The 17,467-nt window shown below is 60.4% G+C and carries 17 protein-coding genes and 1 riboswitch; of the genes, 7 read left to right on the top strand and 10 right to left on the bottom strand.

Annotation, left to right across the window (positions count from 1 at the left end):
• Positions 1-35 precede the first annotated feature (35 nt).
• Positions 36-1,385: a cobyrinic acid a,c-diamide synthase CobB gene (locus QRN61_RS14540; RefSeq protein ID WP_285374072.1), complete on the bottom strand. Its 1,350-nt coding sequence runs from the start codon at positions 1,383-1,385 to the stop codon at positions 36-38.
• Positions 1,382-1,993 carry a cob(I)yrinic acid a,c-diamide adenosyltransferase gene (cobO, locus tag QRN61_RS14535; RefSeq protein WP_027614057.1) on the bottom strand — a complete coding sequence of 204 codons (612 nt, stop codon included), beginning with the start codon at positions 1,991-1,993 and terminating at the stop codon, positions 1,382-1,384. The genes QRN61_RS14540 and cobO overlap by 4 nt, the downstream gene beginning before the upstream one ends.
• Positions 1,994-2,074: 81 nt before the next feature.
• A riboswitch (cobalamin riboswitch) is annotated at positions 2,075-2,305 on the bottom strand.
• Between the two features lie 163 nt (positions 2,306-2,468).
• On the opposite strand from cobO, the gene QRN61_RS14530 reads away from it, so the two are divergent.
• Complete coding sequence (locus QRN61_RS14530; protein WP_027614056.1) at positions 2,469-3,053, top strand: hypothetical protein; 585 nt, start codon at positions 2,469-2,471, stop codon at positions 3,051-3,053.
• Between the two features lie 66 nt (positions 3,054-3,119).
• A complete protein-coding gene (locus tag QRN61_RS14525; RefSeq protein ID WP_285374071.1) occupies positions 3,120-4,433 on the top strand; it encodes a PQQ-dependent sugar dehydrogenase in 1,314 nt (437 codons plus the stop codon).
• Between the two features lie 132 nt (positions 4,434-4,565).
• Here the strand turns inward: QRN61_RS14525 and QRN61_RS14520 are convergent, their stop codons facing one another.
• The 5 genes from QRN61_RS14520 to QRN61_RS14500 all read right to left on the bottom strand — a co-directional run bounded on the left by QRN61_RS14520 (position 4,566) and on the right by QRN61_RS14500 (position 9,253).
• On the bottom strand, positions 4,566-5,102 hold the full coding sequence (locus tag QRN61_RS14520) for a C40 family peptidase (protein WP_027614054.1): 537 nt from the start codon (positions 5,100-5,102) through the stop codon (positions 4,566-4,568).
• A gap of 220 nt (positions 5,103-5,322) precedes the next feature.
• Complete coding sequence (locus tag QRN61_RS14515) at positions 5,323-5,937, bottom strand: C40 family peptidase (protein WP_007962885.1); 615 nt, start codon at positions 5,935-5,937, stop codon at positions 5,323-5,325.
• Between the two features lie 225 nt (positions 5,938-6,162).
• Positions 6,163-6,867 (bottom strand): DnaA regulatory inactivator Hda, encoded by a 705-nt coding sequence (hda, locus tag QRN61_RS14510; protein WP_025111852.1) that lies wholly within the window; start codon positions 6,865-6,867, stop codon positions 6,163-6,165.
• Positions 6,868-7,086: 219 nt separating this feature from the next.
• Complete coding sequence (locus QRN61_RS14505) at positions 7,087-8,160, bottom strand: AI-2E family transporter (RefSeq protein WP_027614053.1); 1,074 nt, start codon at positions 8,158-8,160, stop codon at positions 7,087-7,089.
• Positions 8,161-8,194: 34 nt separating this feature from the next.
• Complete coding sequence (locus tag QRN61_RS14500) at positions 8,195-9,253, bottom strand: DUF2066 domain-containing protein (RefSeq protein WP_285374070.1); 1,059 nt, start codon at positions 9,251-9,253, stop codon at positions 8,195-8,197.
• A 374-nt stretch (positions 9,254-9,627) separates the two neighbouring features.
• Between QRN61_RS14500 and purM the strand changes: the two genes are divergently transcribed.
• Genes purM through QRN61_RS14485 form a run of 3 tightly spaced genes read left to right on the top strand, consistent with a single transcriptional unit; the run spans position 9,628 to position 12,058 of the window.
• Positions 9,628-10,686, top strand: a complete 1,059-nt coding sequence (purM, locus tag QRN61_RS14495) for a phosphoribosylformylglycinamidine cyclo-ligase (protein ID WP_027614051.1) — start codon at positions 9,628-9,630, stop codon at positions 10,684-10,686.
• Complete coding sequence (gene purN, locus QRN61_RS14490) at positions 10,686-11,336, top strand: phosphoribosylglycinamide formyltransferase (RefSeq protein ID WP_047600250.1); 651 nt, start codon at positions 10,686-10,688, stop codon at positions 11,334-11,336. The genes purM and purN overlap by 1 nt, the downstream gene beginning before the upstream one ends.
• 8 nt (positions 11,337-11,344) lie before the next feature.
• On the top strand, positions 11,345-12,058 hold the full coding sequence (locus tag QRN61_RS14485; protein WP_027614049.1) for a DUF3108 domain-containing protein: 714 nt from the start codon (positions 11,345-11,347) through the stop codon (positions 12,056-12,058).
• A gap of 193 nt (positions 12,059-12,251) precedes the next feature.
• Here the strand turns inward: QRN61_RS14485 and QRN61_RS14480 are convergent, their stop codons facing one another.
• Positions 12,252-13,877 (bottom strand): methyl-accepting chemotaxis protein, encoded by a 1,626-nt coding sequence (locus QRN61_RS14480; protein ID WP_285374069.1) that lies wholly within the window; start codon positions 13,875-13,877, stop codon positions 12,252-12,254.
• A 138-nt stretch (positions 13,878-14,015) separates the two neighbouring features.
• Positions 14,016-15,062 (bottom strand): amidohydrolase family protein, encoded by a 1,047-nt coding sequence (locus tag QRN61_RS14475; protein ID WP_414887893.1) that lies wholly within the window; start codon positions 15,060-15,062, stop codon positions 14,016-14,018.
• 130 nt (positions 15,063-15,192) lie between these two features.
• Between QRN61_RS14475 and QRN61_RS14470 the strand changes: the two genes are divergently transcribed.
• Both QRN61_RS14470 and QRN61_RS14465 read left to right on the top strand, forming a co-directional pair.
• Positions 15,193-15,609: an OsmC family protein gene (locus QRN61_RS14470; protein WP_027614046.1), complete on the top strand. Its 417-nt coding sequence runs from the start codon at positions 15,193-15,195 to the stop codon at positions 15,607-15,609.
• A 61-nt stretch (positions 15,610-15,670) separates the two neighbouring features.
• Positions 15,671-16,534 (top strand): pirin family protein, encoded by an 864-nt coding sequence (locus tag QRN61_RS14465; protein WP_285374067.1) that lies wholly within the window; start codon positions 15,671-15,673, stop codon positions 16,532-16,534.
• A gap of 157 nt (positions 16,535-16,691) precedes the next feature.
• Here QRN61_RS14465 and QRN61_RS14460 read toward each other — a convergent pair whose 3' ends face one another.
• A complete protein-coding gene (locus tag QRN61_RS14460) occupies positions 16,692-17,420 on the bottom strand; it encodes a dienelactone hydrolase family protein (RefSeq protein WP_285374066.1) in 729 nt (242 codons plus the stop codon).
• Between the last annotated feature and the right edge of the window lie 47 nt (positions 17,421-17,467).

Below are 17,467 nucleotides of genomic sequence, written 5' to 3'. Positions count from 1 at the left end.
AGCAGGCTCGCTCCCACATTGGACGGGGTGCTTGCTCAAGAAACGCGATCCCCTGTGGGAGCGAGCCTGCTCGCGAAGGCGGCCTGACATTCTGGCGCAAACAATGCGGCAATCGCCTTCGGATTCGACGGAAAGTAGAAATGCACGTACGACGCCGTCATCCGCCCTTCCCGATATACCGCCTCGGCCCCGCGCCCGCCATTCGGGCTGATGCCCCGGGCAATCGGCGTCAGTTCGGTGCTGGTCAGGGAATGGTGATAGGTGTGCCCACGCAGCGAGCCCTCCGGCAGATCCACCGCTTGCAGTGCCAGTGCCGCCAGACGTTTTTGCATCACCGCCTTACCGCGCAGCAGCCCCACCAGTTCGGCGCGGGTGCCGTCAACGTCGGTCAACGCGTCGAGCAGATAGAGCATGCCGCCGCACTCGGCGAGCAGTGGTTTGCCGGCGGCGTGGTGCGCACGGATTGCATCAAGCATTGCCACGTTTTGCGATAGCGCGACATGGTGCAATTCCGGATAACCGCCGGGCAGATACAGACTGTCGGCCTCGGGCAGTTGGGTATCGCGGATCGGCGAGAAGAAACTCAACTCGGCGCCCATCGCCCGTAACAGGTCGAGACTGGCGCCGTAGGTGAAGGCAAAGGCCTCATCGCGAGCGACAGCAATGCGCACGCCGTCGAGCAGCGGTTCAGCGCTGATCATTTCAGGCGCGGCGAATTCCACGGCCGGTGGCAGCGCTACCTCGCAACTGCTGGCCAGTGCTTCAGCCGCCGCGTCGAGACGCAGATCCAGATCATTCAGTTCACTGGCCTGCACCAGACCGAGATGGCGGCTCGGCAACTCGATCCCGGTCTCGCGGGACAATGCGCCGTACCAGCGCAAACCTTCGGTGAGGCTGCCTTCGAGCAATTGCGCATGACGCAAGGTGCCGACACGGTTGGCCAGCACGCCGGCAAACGGCAGGTCCGGCTGGTAACGCGCCAGCCCCAACGCCAATGCGCCGAAGGTCTGGGCCATGGCGGTGCCGTCGATCACGCCGAGTACCGGCACGCCGAAATGCCGCGCCAGATCGGCGCTGGACGGCGTGCCGTCGAACAGGCCCATCACGCCTTCGATCAGGATCAGATCGGCTTCGGCGGCGGCTTCCCACAACAGGCGGCGGCTTTCCTGCTCGCCGACCATCCACATGTCCAGTTGATACACCGGCGCACCGCTGGCGCGCTCGAGAATCATCGGGTCGAGGAAATCCGGGCCGCACTTGAACACGCGCACCTTGCGCCCCTGGTTGCGATGCAAGCGAGCGAGCGCGGCAGTGACGGTGGTCTTGCCCTGACCGGAGGCCGGCGCGGCGATCAGTACCGCCGGGCAGTGACGTGGTTGATTCAAAGTTCGACGCCTTTCTGCGCTTTGATGCCAGCCTGGAAGGCGTGTTTGAGCATGCCCATTTCGGTAACGGTATCGCCCATCTCGATCATTTCCGGCTTGGCCGCACGACCGGTGACGATCACGTGTTGCATCGGCGGACGCGCCTGCAGGTCGCTGAGCACTCGATCCAGATCGAGGTAGCCGTGCTTGAGGGCGATGTTCAGTTCGTCCAGCACCACCAGGCCAATCGACGGATCGCGCAGCAGCTCGCGGGACACTTCCCACGCGGCTTCGGCGGCGGCGATGTCACGCTGGCGATCCTGGGTTTCCCAGGTGAAGCCCTCGCCCATCACGTGAAAGCGCACTTGCTCGGGGAAGCGGCGGAAGAACAGTTCTTCGCCCGTGCTGTTGCGACCTTTGATGAACTGCACCACGCCGCACTGCATGCCATGGCCCATGGCGCGGGCGAGCATGCCGAACGCCGAGCTGCTTTTGCCTTTGCCATTGCCGGTCAGCACCAGCACCAGGCCGCACTCGTCAGGGGAATTGGCGATGCGTTCGTCGATCACGGCTTTTTTGCGCTGCATACGCGCCAGATGGCGTTCGTCGCGCTCGGGGGAATCGGTCATGGGGGAGCTCTCCGTTGAGGCTGGATAACGGCGGGCAGGCACAAGAATAGACGGCAAAAAGCCTGGCATCGCCCACCGTGATGCCGCTGGATGGATCAGGCCGGTCTCCGGGCTCATGAGCGGCGCATCGCCTGACTGCGCGCCTTCCCGCGTCTGTCGACACAGTGGCTCAAGGCGCAGTTTTCACTCATTTACCGTTGCGGGGGCAGCGCCGGGATCGTGATCGTGCTTCGCCTGAAGACAACCCTCACCGGCTTCCCTGTTTCACTCTGTCGACATGCGTCACAGAGCACCTGAAACAAGCCGCGAAGGTTAGAGGGTTGGGGGTGGAGCGTCAATTAAAGAGGGGGCCGTCGGGCGAATAACTGCCGTCGATCAATTATCTGACGCCAATCTTGTGCCACACTGAGACAAGTGATATCAAAGAGCCATGCTTTTGATTGAAAAGCACATCACAACAATAAGGATGATGACGATGCAAGGCATGATCATCAGCAACCCGCGCCTGGAATTCCTGCGCCCGATGCTGGAACGCTGGTTTGACTGTATCGACCGCTACAACGCCATTCGCGGCGACAACGACACCCCTTACTGGCATGACGAGAAAGCCAATCTCGGCTTGCTCTCCGCGGCAGCCTGGATGGCCGAGCTGGTGACCCTTTGTGATACCTCGACCCGAAAGCAGAACGAGGATGGCGAGCGCAATGCCCGCGCCGATCTGTTCATCGCCGGCGCCGAAGACCGCGCCTACCTTCAGGCCACCCAGCGCTGGCCACGGGTCAACAACCTCAATCTGACCCAGGCCCTGCTGGACATCACCAGCGACGCCAAACGCATCAGCTTCGCCAGCGACCTCAAGCTCGGCTGCCTGTTCGTCGCCCCGCAAAAAGCCCAACACAGCGCCAGCCCCGAAGAGTTGCAGGACATGGTCGACGACCTGCAAAAGGAACACTGCTGCGCAGTAGCCTGGTATTTCCCCTATGCCTACCGCAAGTTGCGCAGCGAAGCGGGCAACTATCACCCGGGCATCGCCGTGCTGTTCAAAGAGGCCCGTGGTTGAGCGGTTGAACCATCGGGTGCGCGCACTCCTCTATGATTAGGCATGCATTCATAGGGAAGATCAGTAATGCGCAAAACCCAACTCGCTCTCGTCATCGCCCTCGCCGGAGGGCTCGCCGCCTGCGGTGAATCCTCCAGCCTGCAAGTTTCTGACGGCACCGGTCCGTCACCGAAGCTGCCTGAACCAAACAAAACCCTGATCCCGACGGTGAACATCGCCCCGGCGGTCGGCTGGCCTGCAGGCGGTAAACCGACCGCCGTAGCCGGTACGCAAGTCGCAGCATTCGCCGAAGGCCTCGATCATCCGCGCTGGCTCTACGTGCTGCCCAACGGTGACGTGCTGGTGGCGGAAACCAACGCTCCGCCCAAGCCTGACGACAGCAGCGGCATTCGTGGCTGGGTGATGAAGAAAGTCATGGGCAAGGCCGGCGCTGGTGTGCCGAGCCCGAACCGCATCACCCTGTTGCGCGACGCCGACCACGACGGCGTGGCCGAGACCCGCACGGTGTTTCTGCAAAATCTCAATTCGCCGTTTGGCATGACCCTGGTCGGTAACGATTTGTACGTCGCTGACACCGATCGCCTGCTGCGCTTCCACTACGAATCCGGCGCGACCGAGATCAAGACCCAGCCGATCAAAGTCACCGATCTGCCGGGCGGCACGCTGAACCATCACTGGACCAAAAATGTCATCGCCAGCAAGGACGGCAGCAAGCTGTACGTCACTGTCGGCTCGAACAGCAACGTCGGCGAGAATGGTCTGGATAAAGAAGAAGGTCGCGCGGCGATCTGGGAAGTTGATCGCGCCACCGGCAACCACCGGATCTTCGCCTCGGGCATCCGCAACCCCAACGGCCTCGCGTGGGAAACGACCACGGGTGCGCTGTGGACAGCGGTCAATGAGCGTGACGAGATCGGCAGCGACTTGGTGCCGGACTACATCACCTCGGTCAAGGACGGTGGCTTCTATGGCTGGCCCTTCAGCTATTACGGTCAGCACGTGGATGTGCGGGTGAAGCCGCAAAATCTGGATCTGGTGGCCAAAGCTATCGCCCCGGACTACGCCGTCGGCCCGCACACTGCCTCGCTGGGCCTGACCTTCGCCGAAGGCAACAGCCTGCCGGCGCAGTTCAAGGAAGGCGCCTTCATTGGCCAGCACGGCTCATGGAACCGCAAACCGCACAGTGGCTATAAAGTGATTTTCGTACCGTTCGCCGCTGGCAAGCCGAACGGAGCACCGGTGGATGTGCTGACCGGTTTCCTCGACAAGGACGAGAACGCTTTGGGTCGCCCGGTAGGCGTGGTGATCGACCAGCAAGGTGGTTTGCTGGTGGCGGATGATGTGGGGAACAAGGTTTGGCGGGTTTCGTCTGCCAAGTAACTTTTGCCTGACCTGAAACAACTGTGGGAGCGAACCTGCTCGCGAATGCGTAGTGTCAGCCTCCATTGGGTTGACTGATACAGCGCTTTCGCGAGCAGGCTCGCTCCCACATTGGAATGGCTGCGATTTTTACTACGGGTTATGCGCCAGATGCTCCGGCTGCAACACCCGCTTGGCACTCAGGTACGCCTTCTGCCAGTACGCCTTCGACAGACTGTCCAGCTTCACCGTGCCGCCGGTGGCTGGCGCGTGCACGAAGCGCCCTTCGCCGACGTAGATTCCCGCATGGCTGACCTGCGAGCCGCCGTTGGTGGCAAAGAAGATCAGGTCGCCGGTCTGCAAACCCTCTTTGCCGACATTCGGCGCCTGCATCACGATCATCTCGCGGGTGGAGCGCGGCAAGGAGATACCGGCGGCATCGCGGTAGACGAAACCGATCAGGCCACTGCAATCAAACCCGGAATCCGGTGTGTTGCCGCCCCAGCGATAAGGCGTGCCAACCAGGCCCAGCGCGCGAAACAGCACGTCTTCAGCAGCCGGCGAAAAAGCCTGGGAAGGCCCGAACACCACCGGGGCGCGTACCACGGGCGCAGGCGGCGGAGTGCGGCTGGCGCAGGCGCTGAGCAGCGCTGCGAAGAAAATCACTGTGAGGCGGGCCGACATCGTCATAAGCAGAACATCCTGATCTGGCTGCGGCTTTCTCTGCCGAATGGACAGAAACAAAACCGCCTGCGCAGCACGCAGGCGGTTTGCCATCAATATAGATACAGGATTCTAGCGGCTACGCGGCAAACTTCAAGTAAGACTTTAACTTCACCTTGTAAAGTCTAGGTCTACTCCCTTGCCGGGCACCGTTTTTGTCGCCACGGACGTGGCGACAACGGGGGAATTACTTGCGAGCGGTGACCACGGTCGGAGCCATCGCGAGGGCGCGCTTGGCTTCGATGAAGGTCTTGCTCCAGTAGCTGTCACCCAGGCTGTCGATGCGAACACCGCCGCTGCGACGACTGCTGGAGTGGATGAACTGATTGTCACCCAAGTAGATCCCGGCGTGGCTTACACGACCGCGACGACCATTGGTAGCGAAGAACAGCAGATCGCCCGGCTCAAGGTTGCCGCGCGAGACCAGAGGCGCATCCACGTTGATCATTTCACGGGTGGAGCGCGGCAGATTCATGCCGGCTTCTTCGCGGAACAGATAACCGATGAAACCGCTGCAGTCGAAGCCGGCTTCAGAGGTGCCGCCGAAACGGTAACGGGTACCGATCAGGGACATGCCGCGTTCAAGGATACTGTCGGCCAGAACCGGAAGCTCGTACGGCTTCTTGTTGAAGTCCGAGAGTTCTTTTTCGGTGTCCAGCTCTTCCTGGTAAATAACAGAAGACTGGGCAGTGGCAGAATTTTTAACCTGCTGAGGCTGCTCTTGAACTGGAGAATGAGCAGCGCAACCGAACAACAGGGTGACGAGTGCGAGAGGCACGAGGGGTGCGAAGCGATTTAGCATGGGCACGACCGTGGCTGAAGTTGTAAAGAAGCCGAGACTATGCCCGCTATCGGCCTCATTTGCAAATTCAATCGATCTTTTTGTGACTTCCCGGTTTCTCGTTTACATCTAAGCGCTTAAGCCCATTTGACTCGATACGCGGTCTGCATACGTTGCGGAAACGCGGATTTTCTGGCGCCTGAAATATGTCGAAACGTGCTGAAAGCCTCGTATTTCAAGGGCTGACTACCAACCGAGGGTCTCTTTCAGGAACGGAATCGTCAGCTTGCGTTGCGCCTGCAACGAGGCCTGATCCAGCTGTTCGAGCAGGTCGAACAATGCACTCATGCTGCGGGTGCCGCGAGTCAGAATAAAGTGTCCGACTTCATCGGTCAGATGCAGACCGCGACGCGACGCGCGCAATTGCAGGGCACGCAATTTGTCTTCATCGGAGAGCGGCCGCATCTGGAAGATCAGCGCCAGGGTCAGGCGCGATTTGAGGTCAGCCAGTTTCACCGGCAGCTCGCGCGGCGAGGTTGAAGCGGCAATCAGCAAACGTCGACCGCTGTCACGCAGGCGGTTGAACAGATGAAACATCGCCTCTTCCCAGTCCGGCTTGCCGGCAATCACCTGCAAGTCATCCAGGCAGACCAGTTCGTACTGCTCAAGGTTGTCGAGGATTTCGATACCACGATCCATCAGCTCGGCCAGCGGCAGATACACCGCCGGTTCACCCATCTGCTCGAAACGCAGACACGCCGCCTGCAACAGATGCGTACGCCCTACCCCATGCTTGCCCCACAGGTAGATGAGGCTTTCGGTCCAGCCGGCGTCGGCTTCGCATAGGCGCTCGACATAGCCGAGTGCAGCGGCATTGGCGCCTGGGTAGTAGTTGATGAAGGTGGCGTCGTCACGCAGACGCACACCTAGGGGCAGCTGAATCGGTTTCATGCTGACTGAACAGTTCTCAAGGAACCGTTAGTGGCCTCTGTGTAAAGTTTGCGAAGTTTATACCCGTGAAGCTGAGCGCACAATGCGACAGACCCCAAGCAAAATCAAAGGTTTGCGTTAACACGCTGGTTTTATGACAGTTTCTCTGACGCGGTATCGAACGAACCCGCCGCAAAACCCGGGCCAACCCGGCACAATGCCGGGCCGCCCGTGATCGGATTACAACTCGGGCTCATCTGCCCCGCTGTAAATATCCGAGTCCTTGTACAAATCGTGCACGTGACGCACCAGCACCATGATCACCGCCGCCACCGGCAATGCCAGCAGCACTCCGGTAAAGCCGAACAGCTCGCCGCCGGCCAGGATTGCGAAGATCACCGCCACCGGATGCAGGCCGATCCGGTCGCCGACCAGCAGCGGCGTCAGCACCATGCCTTCCAGCGCCTGCCCGACCATGAACACCGCAACGATGCCGATCATCGGGTACAGGTCGCCACCGAACTGGAACAGCCCGGCAATCAGCGCCGCGCCAATACCGATCACAAAACCCATGTACGGCACGATTGCCGCGAGGCCTGCGATCAGGCCGATCAACAGCCCCAATTCCAGACCAACAATCATCAGACCCGCTGCGTAGATCACGCCCAGCGCCAGCATGACCAGCAACTGTCCGCGCACGAACGCGCCGAGCACTTCGTGGCACTCACCGGCGAGCGAGACGATGGTTTCTTCACGATCACGCGGCAACAGGCTGCGGATCTTGGCCATCATCACGTCCCAGTCGCGCAGCAGATAAAAACTCACCACTGGGATCAGCACCAGATTCGCCAGCCAGCCGATCAGCGCCAGACTCGAGGCCGTCGCCTGACTCAGCACCACACCGACGATGTCAGTGGTCTGCCCCATGTGTTCGCTGATCGCCGCCTTGACCTTGTCGAACTTCCAGAAGCCGTCAGACAGGCCCAGCTTCGATTGCGCCCACGGCAGCGCCGTGTGCTGCAGCCAGTCAAGCATTTGCGGCGCCAACTCATACAAACGCACCAACTGCTTGGCAAGCATGGGCACCAGCACCAACAGCAACGTGGTGACGATCAGAGTGAACAAGGCGAACACCGCGATCACACCCCAGGTTCGCGACAAACCGAGTTTCTCCAACCGATCCACCAGCGGATCGAACAGATACGCCAGCAGCAACGCCACCAGAAACGGCGTGAGGATCGGATGCAGCAACCACACAAACGCGCAAAGCAGGACTACCCCACCGAGCCAGAACCAACGCCGCGTATCGGCCATTTACCACTCCCACTGCTTCTATATAAGGAAAGACTTACCAGCGAAACCGCAACGAAGGTGCTACCGGTGCAGGCGCTGGAGCCGCAACAGGCGCTGCACCTGCCACCGCTGGCTGCGGCGCTGCCACTGGCGTCGGTGCTTCGGCCGGCAACTCCTGCAACTTCGCCAACGACAACTGCGCGCGCAACTGATCGGCACTGCCGTTGACCCGATACACGATGCGATCACCATCGACACTTTGCAGACGCACACCAAACGGTTCGAGTAACCGCAGCAGTGTGGCGTAATGCTCAAGACTCATACCCTGCACTTCCAGGGTCTGTTGGCCCGAAGCACCAGGCTTGGCGACAAATCGCGGCGCCAGACGCTCGGCCACCGCCAGCATCACCGCATCGGCCACGGCAAACTGATCGGAGCCCTGCACACTGCCGGCCTCTTTCTGATCGCCCAGCCACAGATGCCACTTGGCCTGCCACAGCCCGCCCTCTTCGTGCGCATGCACCGCCAGCAACGCATCCGCGCCGTAACGCTCCGAAGCGCCGCGCAATGGCGCGGGATCGCTGCCATCCAGCACTGGCGCGGTGGCCACCAGTTGCTCACTCAGATCCGCTAGCGGCAGACGCAGCGGCAAGCCACGATGCTGAGCCGCAGAACGCAATGGAGCAGCCGCTGCCTGACCGTCGCCGACCAGGCTCGAACCTTCAGTCGAATCGTTCAGCCACCAGCTCAGAATCGACGGCCGACTCGCCCCCCACAATGACAGCCCGGCCCGGCGCAGCGCCTGCTCGGTGGTGGCCGGATCGAAATCGACCTTGAGCACCTCCGGCGGCCCGGCATCGAAACCGAACTGACTGATGATCTGCTGCGGATCCTTGCGAATCGCTGCCAGCCCCGGATTCTGCGGAGCCTTGGGGTCACCGGTCAGGCGCAACACCAGCGTATCGAGCGCCGCCTGCGTGGCGCGATCACGCTCTTCCGGCGCCTGACTGCTGACCGGCTGGCGCACTTGATAGAGACCCTTGAGGTTTTCGGCATGACTCGCCAGGCTGACCAACGACAAACAACCCACAACCAACAATTTACAAAAACGCATGGAAAATTCCCGTCGACAGGAGCGGCTGGAACAGGCCGCGTGAACCGGTTAAGCAAGGCTGTGACAATCTGCCATCGCAAAACATTCACACGCTAGCGGTAAGTTTTTGCACAGTGATAACGATAGACGGTTAATCGGCACACCTTATACAGGCAGCCGCCCGGCACAATTGCAAAAAATTTCAGTCGATTATGCCCCTGCCCGTCGGCGCGAGGATGGCCGCTGCCCCTCAAGCCTGATAAAATCGCGCGCCTTCGCAGACCGGCAACAGCCGGGCACCCCGAAATTCGCGTAAGGCCATCGCCCTCTCGATTTCGATGTTCCCGCTGAACTCGGTCGTTACCCCTGAATCCCCTCCCCTAAAGGCCTGGATCATGAGCAAGCAACCCTCCCTGAGCTACAAGGACGCCGGTGTAGACATCGACGCCGGTGAAGCATTGGTCGAACGCATCAAGAGCGTCGCCAAGCGCACTGCGCGCCCGGAAGTCATGGGCGGCCTGGGCGGTTTCGGCGCCCTCTGCGAGATCCCGGCCGGTTACAAACAGCCGGTGCTGGTTTCCGGTACTGATGGCGTCGGCACCAAGCTGCGCCTGGCGCTGAACCTGAACAAGCACGACAGCATCGGCCAGGACCTGGTCGCCATGTGCGTCAACGATCTGGTGGTGTGCGGCGCAGAACCGCTGTTCTTCCTCGACTACTACGCCACCGGCAAGCTGAACGTCGACGTAGCTGCCACCGTGGTCACCGGTATCGGTGCAGGCTGCGAACTGGCTGGCTGCTCCCTGGTCGGCGGCGAAACCGCTGAAATGCCTGGCATGTACGAAGGCGAAGACTACGATCTGGCCGGCTTCTGCGTCGGCGTCGTGGAGAAAGCCGAAATCATCGACGGCTCGAAAGTCGCCACCGGTGACGCACTGATCGCCCTGCCATCGTCCGGCCCGCACTCCAACGGCTACTCGCTGATCCGCAAGATCATCGAAGTATCCGGTGCCGACATTGAAACCGTTCAGCTCGACGGCAAGCCGCTGACCGAACTGCTGATGGCCCCAACCCGCATCTACGTGAAGCCGCTGCTCAAGCTGATCAAAGACACCGGTGCGGTCAAAGCCATGGCCCACATCACCGGTGGCGGCCTGCTGGACAACATTCCGCGCGTTCTGCCAAAAGGCGCTCAGGCCGTGGTTGACGTGGCCAGCTGGACTCGCCCGGCGGTCTTCGACTGGCTGCAAGAGAAAGGCAACGTCGACGAGACCGAAATGCACCGCGTACTGAACTGCGGCGTCGGCATGGTGATCTGCGTGGCTCAGGAGCACGTTGAAGTGGCCCTGAACACCCTGCGTGACGCCGGCGAACAGCCTTGGGTCATCGGCCAGATCGCTGCCGCTGCCGAAGGCGCTGCCCAGGTTGATCTGCAGAACCTTAAGGCTCATTAATGTCCGCAACCTGTGATGTCGTGGTGCTGTTGTCCGGCACCGGCAGTAACTTGCAGGCTCTGATCGACAGCACGCGGACCGGCGACAGCCCGGTCCGCATCGCTGCGGTGATTTCCAACCGCGCCGACGCCTATGGCCTGCAACGCGCCAGTGACGCGGGTATCGCCACCCGCTCGCTGGATCACAAGGCTTTCGAAGGTCGCGAGGCCTTCGATGCTGCCCTGATCGAACTGATCGACGAATTCAAACCAAAACTCGTGGTACTGGCCGGCTTCATGCGTATTCTCAGCGCTGATTTCGTGCGCCACTATCAGGGTCGTCTGCTCAATATCCACCCGTCGCTGCTGCCCAAATACAAAGGGTTACACACTCATCAGCGCGCGCTCGAGGCCGGCGATGCGGAGCACGGCTGCTCCGTGCACTTCGTCACCGAGGAACTCGATGGTGGACCACTGGTCGTACAGGCAGTAATACCGGTAGAGTTGCACGACACGCCGCAGACACTTGCGCAGCGAGTGCATGTCCAGGAACACCTGATCTATCCGATGGCTGTACGCTGGTTTGCCGAAGGCCGACTGGCACTCGGTGAGCAAGGTGCTTTACTGGATGGCCAGTTACTCGCGGCCAGCGGCCACTTGATTCGACACTAGGAGATTTTATGCGTCGCGCCCTGCTCTTCGCTTGCGCTCTGCTCGCCCTGCCTTTCGCGCAGGCGGCAGACCTTCAACCGTTCTCCGCCAGCTACACCGCCGACTGGAAACAGTTGCCCATGAGCGGCACCGCCGAACGCAGCCTGACCAAGGAAGCCAACGGCGTCTGGAAACTCAGCTTCAAAGCGTCGATGATGATCGCCAGCCTGACCGAAGAAAGCACGCTGACCCTGGACAAGGACACCCTGCTGCCACAGTCCTACCACTTCGAACGTGGTGGTCTGGGCAAAGCAAAAAAGGCTGATCTGGACTTCGACTGGAACAGCAAGATGGTCACCGGCACTGACCGGGGCGACGCGGTGAAGATCCCGCTGAACCGTGGCATGGTCGACAAGTCGACCTATCAACTGGCGCTGCAGCACGACGTCGCCTCCGGCAAAAAGACCATGAGCTATCAGGTGGTCGACGACGGTGAAGTCGACACCTATGACTTCCGTGTATTGGGTGCCGAGAAAGTCGACACCAAGGCCGGCAAGATCGATGCAATCAAGGTCGAGCGCGTGCGTGACCCGACACAAAGCAAGCGCATCACTGTGCTGTGGTTCGCCAAGGATTGGGATTACCTGCTGGTCCGCCTGCAACAGGTTGAAACCGACGGCAAGGAGTACAACATCATGCTCCAGGACGGCACGGTCAACGGCAAAACCGTTAAAGGCAGCTGATCTGCCGCTACAACGAAAAGCCCCGCAGATGCGGGGCTTTTTTGTGCCTGCGATTCCCAGGCGACACACAAATACTGTGGGAGCGGGCTTGCTCGCGAAGGCGGCCTGCCAGCTAACGAAGATGTATCTGATACAACACCTTCGCGAGCAAGCCCGCTCCCACAGGGGGTGAGTGCAATCGTCAAGGGTCAGCTCAGACCGAAAATTTGGCCACCATATTGTTCAAATCCACCGCCAGCCGCGACAACTCCTGGCTTGCCGCACTGGTCTGATTTGCCCCCGCCGAAGTCTGCATCGCCAGATCGCGGATGTTCATCAGGTTGCGGTCCACCTCCCGCGCCACCGCTGCCTGCTCTTCCGAGGCGCTGGCGATCACCAGGTTGCGCTCGTTGATCAAGGTGAACGCCGAGGCAATTTCCTCCAGCGCCAAACCCGCAGCCTTGGCCAGTTCCAGAGTCGAATTGGCGCGGACGCTGCTCTGTTGCATCGAACTGACCGCCGAATCGGTGCCCTGCTGGATGCCACCGATCATCTGCTCGATTTCCTGGGTCGATTGCTGGGTGCGATGGGCCAGCGCCCGCACCTCATCGGCCACCACCGCGAAGCCACGCCCGGCATCCCCGGCCCGCGCCGCCTCAATCGCTGCGTTCAGTGCCAGCAGATTGGTCTGCTCGGCAATCGAGCGGATCACGTCGAGCACTTTGCTGATGCCGTGAACCTTCTGCGCCAGATCCTCGACCTGCGTTGCATTGGACGTGACGTCGTCAGCCAGGGACTGGATCGAAGTCACCGTCTGGTTGACCTGCTCGCGCCCATGCTGGGCAATCCGGTCAGACTCGCGCGACGCCTCGGAAGTCGCCACGGCGTTGCTCGCGACCTCTTCCACGGCAGCGGTCATCTGATTGACCGCCGTGGCGGCCTGCTCGATCTCCAGGCTTTGCTGGTGCAGCCCGCGCGTGGCGTCCTCGGTGACGCAACTCAGTTCCTCCGAGGCTGACGCCAACTGGCTGGACGACTCGGAAATCTGCCGGATGGTGTCGCGCAGGTTGTGCTGCATGCTTTTCAGCGCCTGCAGCAGCCGCGCCGGTTCGTCTTTGCCGGAGATACTGATATCGCCAGTCAGATCTCCACCAGCCACCACTTCCGCCACGCCGAGTGATTGCGCCAGCGGCAGGACGATGCTGCGGGTCAGCAACAACGCCAGACCGATGGTGATCAATGCGGTAATGCCGATCATCACCCCGACCCACACCCGCGAATTGATGAAAACCAGGCGCGCGGCTTCAGTGGCAAGATTGGCGTTGTGCTTGTTCAGCTCGACCAACTCCTTCAGGGTGGCCGCCATGTCGTCGGCCAACGGGCTCATTTCACCGTTGAGAATCGCCGCCGCCTCCTCCACCCGATTCTGCGCGGACAATTGCATGACCTGCGCCTGAAACTCCAGGTACTTGTGCTCGGCAACCTTGAAGCGGTCGAACAACTTGCGCTCTTCGGGCAGCACGATCAACACGTCATAGCGTTGTTGGGCTTCGCTCAAGACACCGCGCAGATCATTGAGCTTGGCGACATTCTGCGCCAGCGCCTGCGGGTCACGATTGAGCAGCAGGCGCATGGTCAGCGCACGCAGGCGCAACATGTCCTGACTCATCTCGCCGACCGCCATCACGCTCGGCAGCCAGTTGTTGTCGACCTCATCAGACTGGGCGCGCATGTTCGCCATTTGCAGCAGGGCGAACGCTCCCAGGGCAAACACCATCAGCGCCAACACACCAAAACCCAGGCCGGCTCGCGGCGCGATATTGAGACTACGGATGCTCATGACTCTGGTTCCTTCCAAAAGCGCTGCATCAACCCTGCAGCTGGTTGCTTTAGAAGGTATCGGCCCGGCGAAAATTTGCGTAAGACGAAAAGGTGATATCAAAAGGCCTTGATACTTCGAACCCTCGGCATTAACGATTCAGCGCGGTTTCCCGGACTTTGCCGCTGTTCGCGGCAATATCGCCAGGAAGTTATCCCGGGCGACCTTATGCGCAACTTCTTCAGGCAAGGCATCAAGGAACGGCGTGAAGCTGCGCATTTCCTGACCGAGCTTGGTGAAACGGCCTACAACATCCGAGCCGATCATGAACCGATCAGGGTATTTCTCGACCAAGGCCAGCCATTCGGCGCGCGGCTTGCCCTGCTCGTCCAGCAGGTACGGTGTCAGCATGCTCCACGACAGATCGATGTACAGATTCGGATAAGCCTCAAGCATCCGACTCACCGTGGGCAGGAGAAAATCCAGTTGCGTCTGGTGCCGATGAATTTCCGCGCTGGTGCCGGCGTGCGCCCAGATGAACCGGGTGTGCGGGTGATTACGCAGGGGTTCTTCGACTTCCTTCAGGTACAGCGGATTTTTCTCACGCTTGGAAGTGATGTTGGAATGCAGCATCACTGGCAGATCGTTTTCGGCAGCCAGGTGATAAATCCGCTTCATCGCCTCGTTATTGGCCCGTGGCGTGTCGCCGGCGGTCAACGCCGTCAAGTCATCATGGCGGGTGAACACTTCACCAATGCCCTGCCACAGCCCCGGATACAGATCGAGCATGCGCTGGATGTGCGCGGCGGAGTTCTTGTCATTGGGGTTGAAGCCCGACAGGAACGGATGAAAGTGCTGACGCTGCTCCGGAGTCAGCTTTTGCACGGCATCGGCAACGATCACGTCCGTGGCGCTGTACCAGTAGGCATCGGCATCATCGCCGGCGTAATAACGCGGACGCTTGGGTTCGTCCTCATGCCATTTCTTCGCCACGGGAATACCGGAAATCATCACATGGTCGATGGAATTGTCCTGCATGGCCGTGAGCAATTTCGCCATGCCGGCGGTTTCCTGGAAAAAATCCACGTAGTGCAAGTGCGCATCGCTGTAGGTGTAATCGCGGGCGCTGGCGCTACCGGCGAATGCCAGCAGGCAGGCAAGACTCAAACGAAACAAGGACACAAGTAATCTCCGGCAGGTAGGCATAGCCTAGACCCTGAGCCGATGACAAGGGTTCATCCTGCAGGAAAGTGGAACGCGGCTCTGTAGGAATGCTCTATAACTGCAAGGTCCTTTTTTGATCGAACGACTTTTTCCTACTGCCAGTGAGGTTGCCATGACTGTTACCGTCAATACCGTCTCCGCCGAAGGTTTTCGTCACACCGTACAGATCGATGACCACGAATTGTTTGCCGACGTGCCGAAGTCTGCCGGCGGCGAAGGCTCGGCCCCCGAGCCACACGACTACTTCGACGCCGCGCTCGGTGCCTGCAAGGCACTGACCCTGAAGATGTACGCGAAGAAGAAAGACATCCCGCTGACCGGCGTGGGTGTCGAGGTCAAACGCGACAACAGCGAAGAGCAAAAAGGCAAATACGCCCTGCACGTGACGCTTACCCTCAAGGGCGTCCTCACCGATGCCCAGCGTGAAGAACTGCTGCGCGTCGCCGATCGCTGCCCGATCCACAAACTGATGACCACCACCGACGTCAGCATCGAAACCCACGCCCCACAAGGCTTCGACAGCCAGTAATCACCCTCTTGCCAGCGGCGGGTTATGCTTCTGGCATCACCCGCTCAGCCTGGAATGCACCATGGATACGCAACCACTGATCATCCGCCCGCGCGCCGAAGACGTCGAAGGCCAGCCGATCCTGCGCCCGCTGCCGTCAGCCAAATGCCGCAGCATCGGGCCTTTCGTGTTTTTCGACCACATGCTCGAAACGGTTTATCCGACGGGCAAAGGCATGAACATCCGACAGCATCCGCACATTGGTCTCTCGACTCTGACCTACCTGTTCGAAGGACAGATCCAGCACAAGGACAGCCTCGGCTCCGATCAGGTGGTCAGTGCTGGCGATGTCAGCTGGATGACCGCCGGCAGTGCGATTGCCCATGTCGAGCGCACGCCCGAGCCGTTGTGGGCGCAAAGCTTCACGATGCACGGTTTGCAGATCTGGCTGGCCTCGCCCAAGGATCACGAGCAAGGGCCGGGACATTACAGCCATCACCCGGCGGCAACCTTACCGGTCAGCGATAACCTTGGCGTGCAGATTCGGATGATTGCCGGGTCAGGCTTTTGCCTGGAATCACCGGTGCCGGTGCTTTCTCCTACGCTGTACGCCGAAGTAAAGATGCAGACCGCGACTACTTTGCTGATCCCGACCGAGCACGCAGAGCGCGCGATTTATGTGCTGAGTGGCGATGCGCAGTTGAATGGCGAGCCCCTCGAACCCCATGCGCTGGCGGTGTTGCCGGCCGGGGAACAGATGAGCCTGTTTGCCGAAAGCGATGTGCACGCAGTGGTGTTTGGCGGCGCTGCGCTGGACGGGCCACGGCGGATCAACTGGAATTTTGTCGCGAGCGATCCGGCAGCGATCGATGAGGCGCGGCGTAAGTGGGCGGCCGGGGATTGGCCGACGGTGCCGGGGGAAGTCGAGCGGATTGAACTGCCTTAGCTCTGTGTCGCCTGTTAGTCAGCCATCGCTGGCAAGCCAGCTCCCACAGGTTTAGTGCCGGACAAATATCCAGAAAACGAATCGAACACTGTGGGAGCTGGCTTGCCAGCGATGAAGCCAGATCAGGCACCGACCGAGTCAATACCTGACTGCACAATCAGTCTTTGAACACTTCATCCAGCAAATCATGCATCGACTTGAACGCACGCTTGGCAGTCTTCGCGTCGTACATCATCTTGCCCGGGACATTGGCATGCGGATCGGTGAACGAATGCACCGCACCGCCATAGCTGAGCAACTGCCAATCGACCTTCGCCGCGTTCATTTCTTCTTCGAACGCCGGCAATTGCTCTTTCGGCACCAATGGATCGGAAGCACCGTGCAACACCAACACTGAACCCTTGATGTTCTTGGCATCCGCCGGGTTCGGCGAGTCGAGCGTGCCGTGGAACGACACCGCCGCCTTCACCGGCGCACCGGTACGCGCCAGATCCAGCGCACAGCAACCACCAAAGCAGAACCCGAACACCGCCAGCTTCGAGGTATCGACCGCTGCCTCGCCCTGCTTCTGCAATTGTTCGAACGCCGCCTGCATACGCTTGCGCAGCAGTGCGCGGTCGTTCTTCAGCGGCATCATCGCCGCGCCGGCCTCGTCAGCGTTCTGCGGACGTACTGCCTGGCCATACACGTCAGCAATCAACACCACGTAGCCCTTGGCCGCGACCGATTTGGCGATTTCTTCCGCCCCGGCGCTGACGCCCATCCAGTTCGGCGCCATCAGCAGGCCCGGGCGCGCGCCCTTGTGCTCGGTGTCGAACGCCAGACGACCTTCATAGGGCTGGCCATCCAGCTGATAGACCACGGAACGTACAGTAACTTGGCTCATTTCTGACTCCTGATTAGTTAAACACCAGAATGAAAAAACCCGCCGAA

The sequence above is a fragment of the Pseudomonas sp. lyk4-TYG-107 genome (assembly GCF_030209055.1).
GTDB classification, from domain to species: Bacteria; Pseudomonadota; Gammaproteobacteria; order Pseudomonadales; family Pseudomonadaceae; genus Aquipseudomonas; species Aquipseudomonas putida_A.
This window is presented reverse-complemented; position numbering and strand designations above follow the sequence as displayed.

Excerpts from the sequence above, each read along its gene's own strand:
- cobO (WP_027614057.1), bottom strand. The coding sequence starts at position 1,993 with ATGACCGATTCCCCCGAGCGCGACGAACGCCATCTGGCGCGTATGCAG.
- QRN61_RS14530 (WP_027614056.1), top strand. The coding sequence starts at position 2,469 with ATGCAAGGCATGATCATCAGCAACCCGCGCCTGGAATTCCTGCGCCCG.
- QRN61_RS14525 (WP_285374071.1), top strand. The coding sequence starts at position 3,120 with ATGCGCAAAACCCAACTCGCTCTCGTCATCGCCCTCGCCGGAGGGCTC.
- QRN61_RS14520 (WP_027614054.1), bottom strand. The coding sequence starts at position 5,102 with ATGACGATGTCGGCCCGCCTCACAGTGATTTTCTTCGCAGCGCTGCTC.
- QRN61_RS14515 (WP_007962885.1), bottom strand. The coding sequence starts at position 5,937 with ATGCTAAATCGCTTCGCACCCCTCGTGCCTCTCGCACTCGTCACCCTG.
- hda (WP_025111852.1), bottom strand. The coding sequence starts at position 6,867 with ATGAAACCGATTCAGCTGCCCCTAGGTGTGCGTCTGCGTGACGACGCC.
- QRN61_RS14505 (WP_027614053.1), bottom strand. The coding sequence starts at position 8,160 with ATGGCCGATACGCGGCGTTGGTTCTGGCTCGGTGGGGTAGTCCTGCTT.
- QRN61_RS14500 (WP_285374070.1), bottom strand. The coding sequence starts at position 9,253 with ATGCGTTTTTGTAAATTGTTGGTTGTGGGTTGTTTGTCGTTGGTCAGC.
- purM (WP_027614051.1), top strand. The coding sequence starts at position 9,628 with ATGAGCAAGCAACCCTCCCTGAGCTACAAGGACGCCGGTGTAGACATC.
- purN (WP_047600250.1), top strand. The coding sequence starts at position 10,686 with ATGTCCGCAACCTGTGATGTCGTGGTGCTGTTGTCCGGCACCGGCAGT.
- QRN61_RS14485 (WP_027614049.1), top strand. The coding sequence starts at position 11,345 with ATGCGTCGCGCCCTGCTCTTCGCTTGCGCTCTGCTCGCCCTGCCTTTC.
- QRN61_RS14480 (WP_285374069.1), bottom strand. The coding sequence starts at position 13,877 with ATGAGCATCCGTAGTCTCAATATCGCGCCGCGAGCCGGCCTGGGTTTT.
- QRN61_RS14475 (WP_414887893.1), bottom strand. The coding sequence starts at position 15,062 with ATGCCTACCTGCCGGAGATTACTTGTGTCCTTGTTTCGTTTGAGTCTT.
- QRN61_RS14470 (WP_027614046.1), top strand. The coding sequence starts at position 15,193 with ATGACTGTTACCGTCAATACCGTCTCCGCCGAAGGTTTTCGTCACACC.
- QRN61_RS14465 (WP_285374067.1), top strand. The coding sequence starts at position 15,671 with ATGGATACGCAACCACTGATCATCCGCCCGCGCGCCGAAGACGTCGAA.
- QRN61_RS14460 (WP_285374066.1), bottom strand. The coding sequence starts at position 17,420 with ATGAGCCAAGTTACTGTACGTTCCGTGGTCTATCAGCTGGATGGCCAG.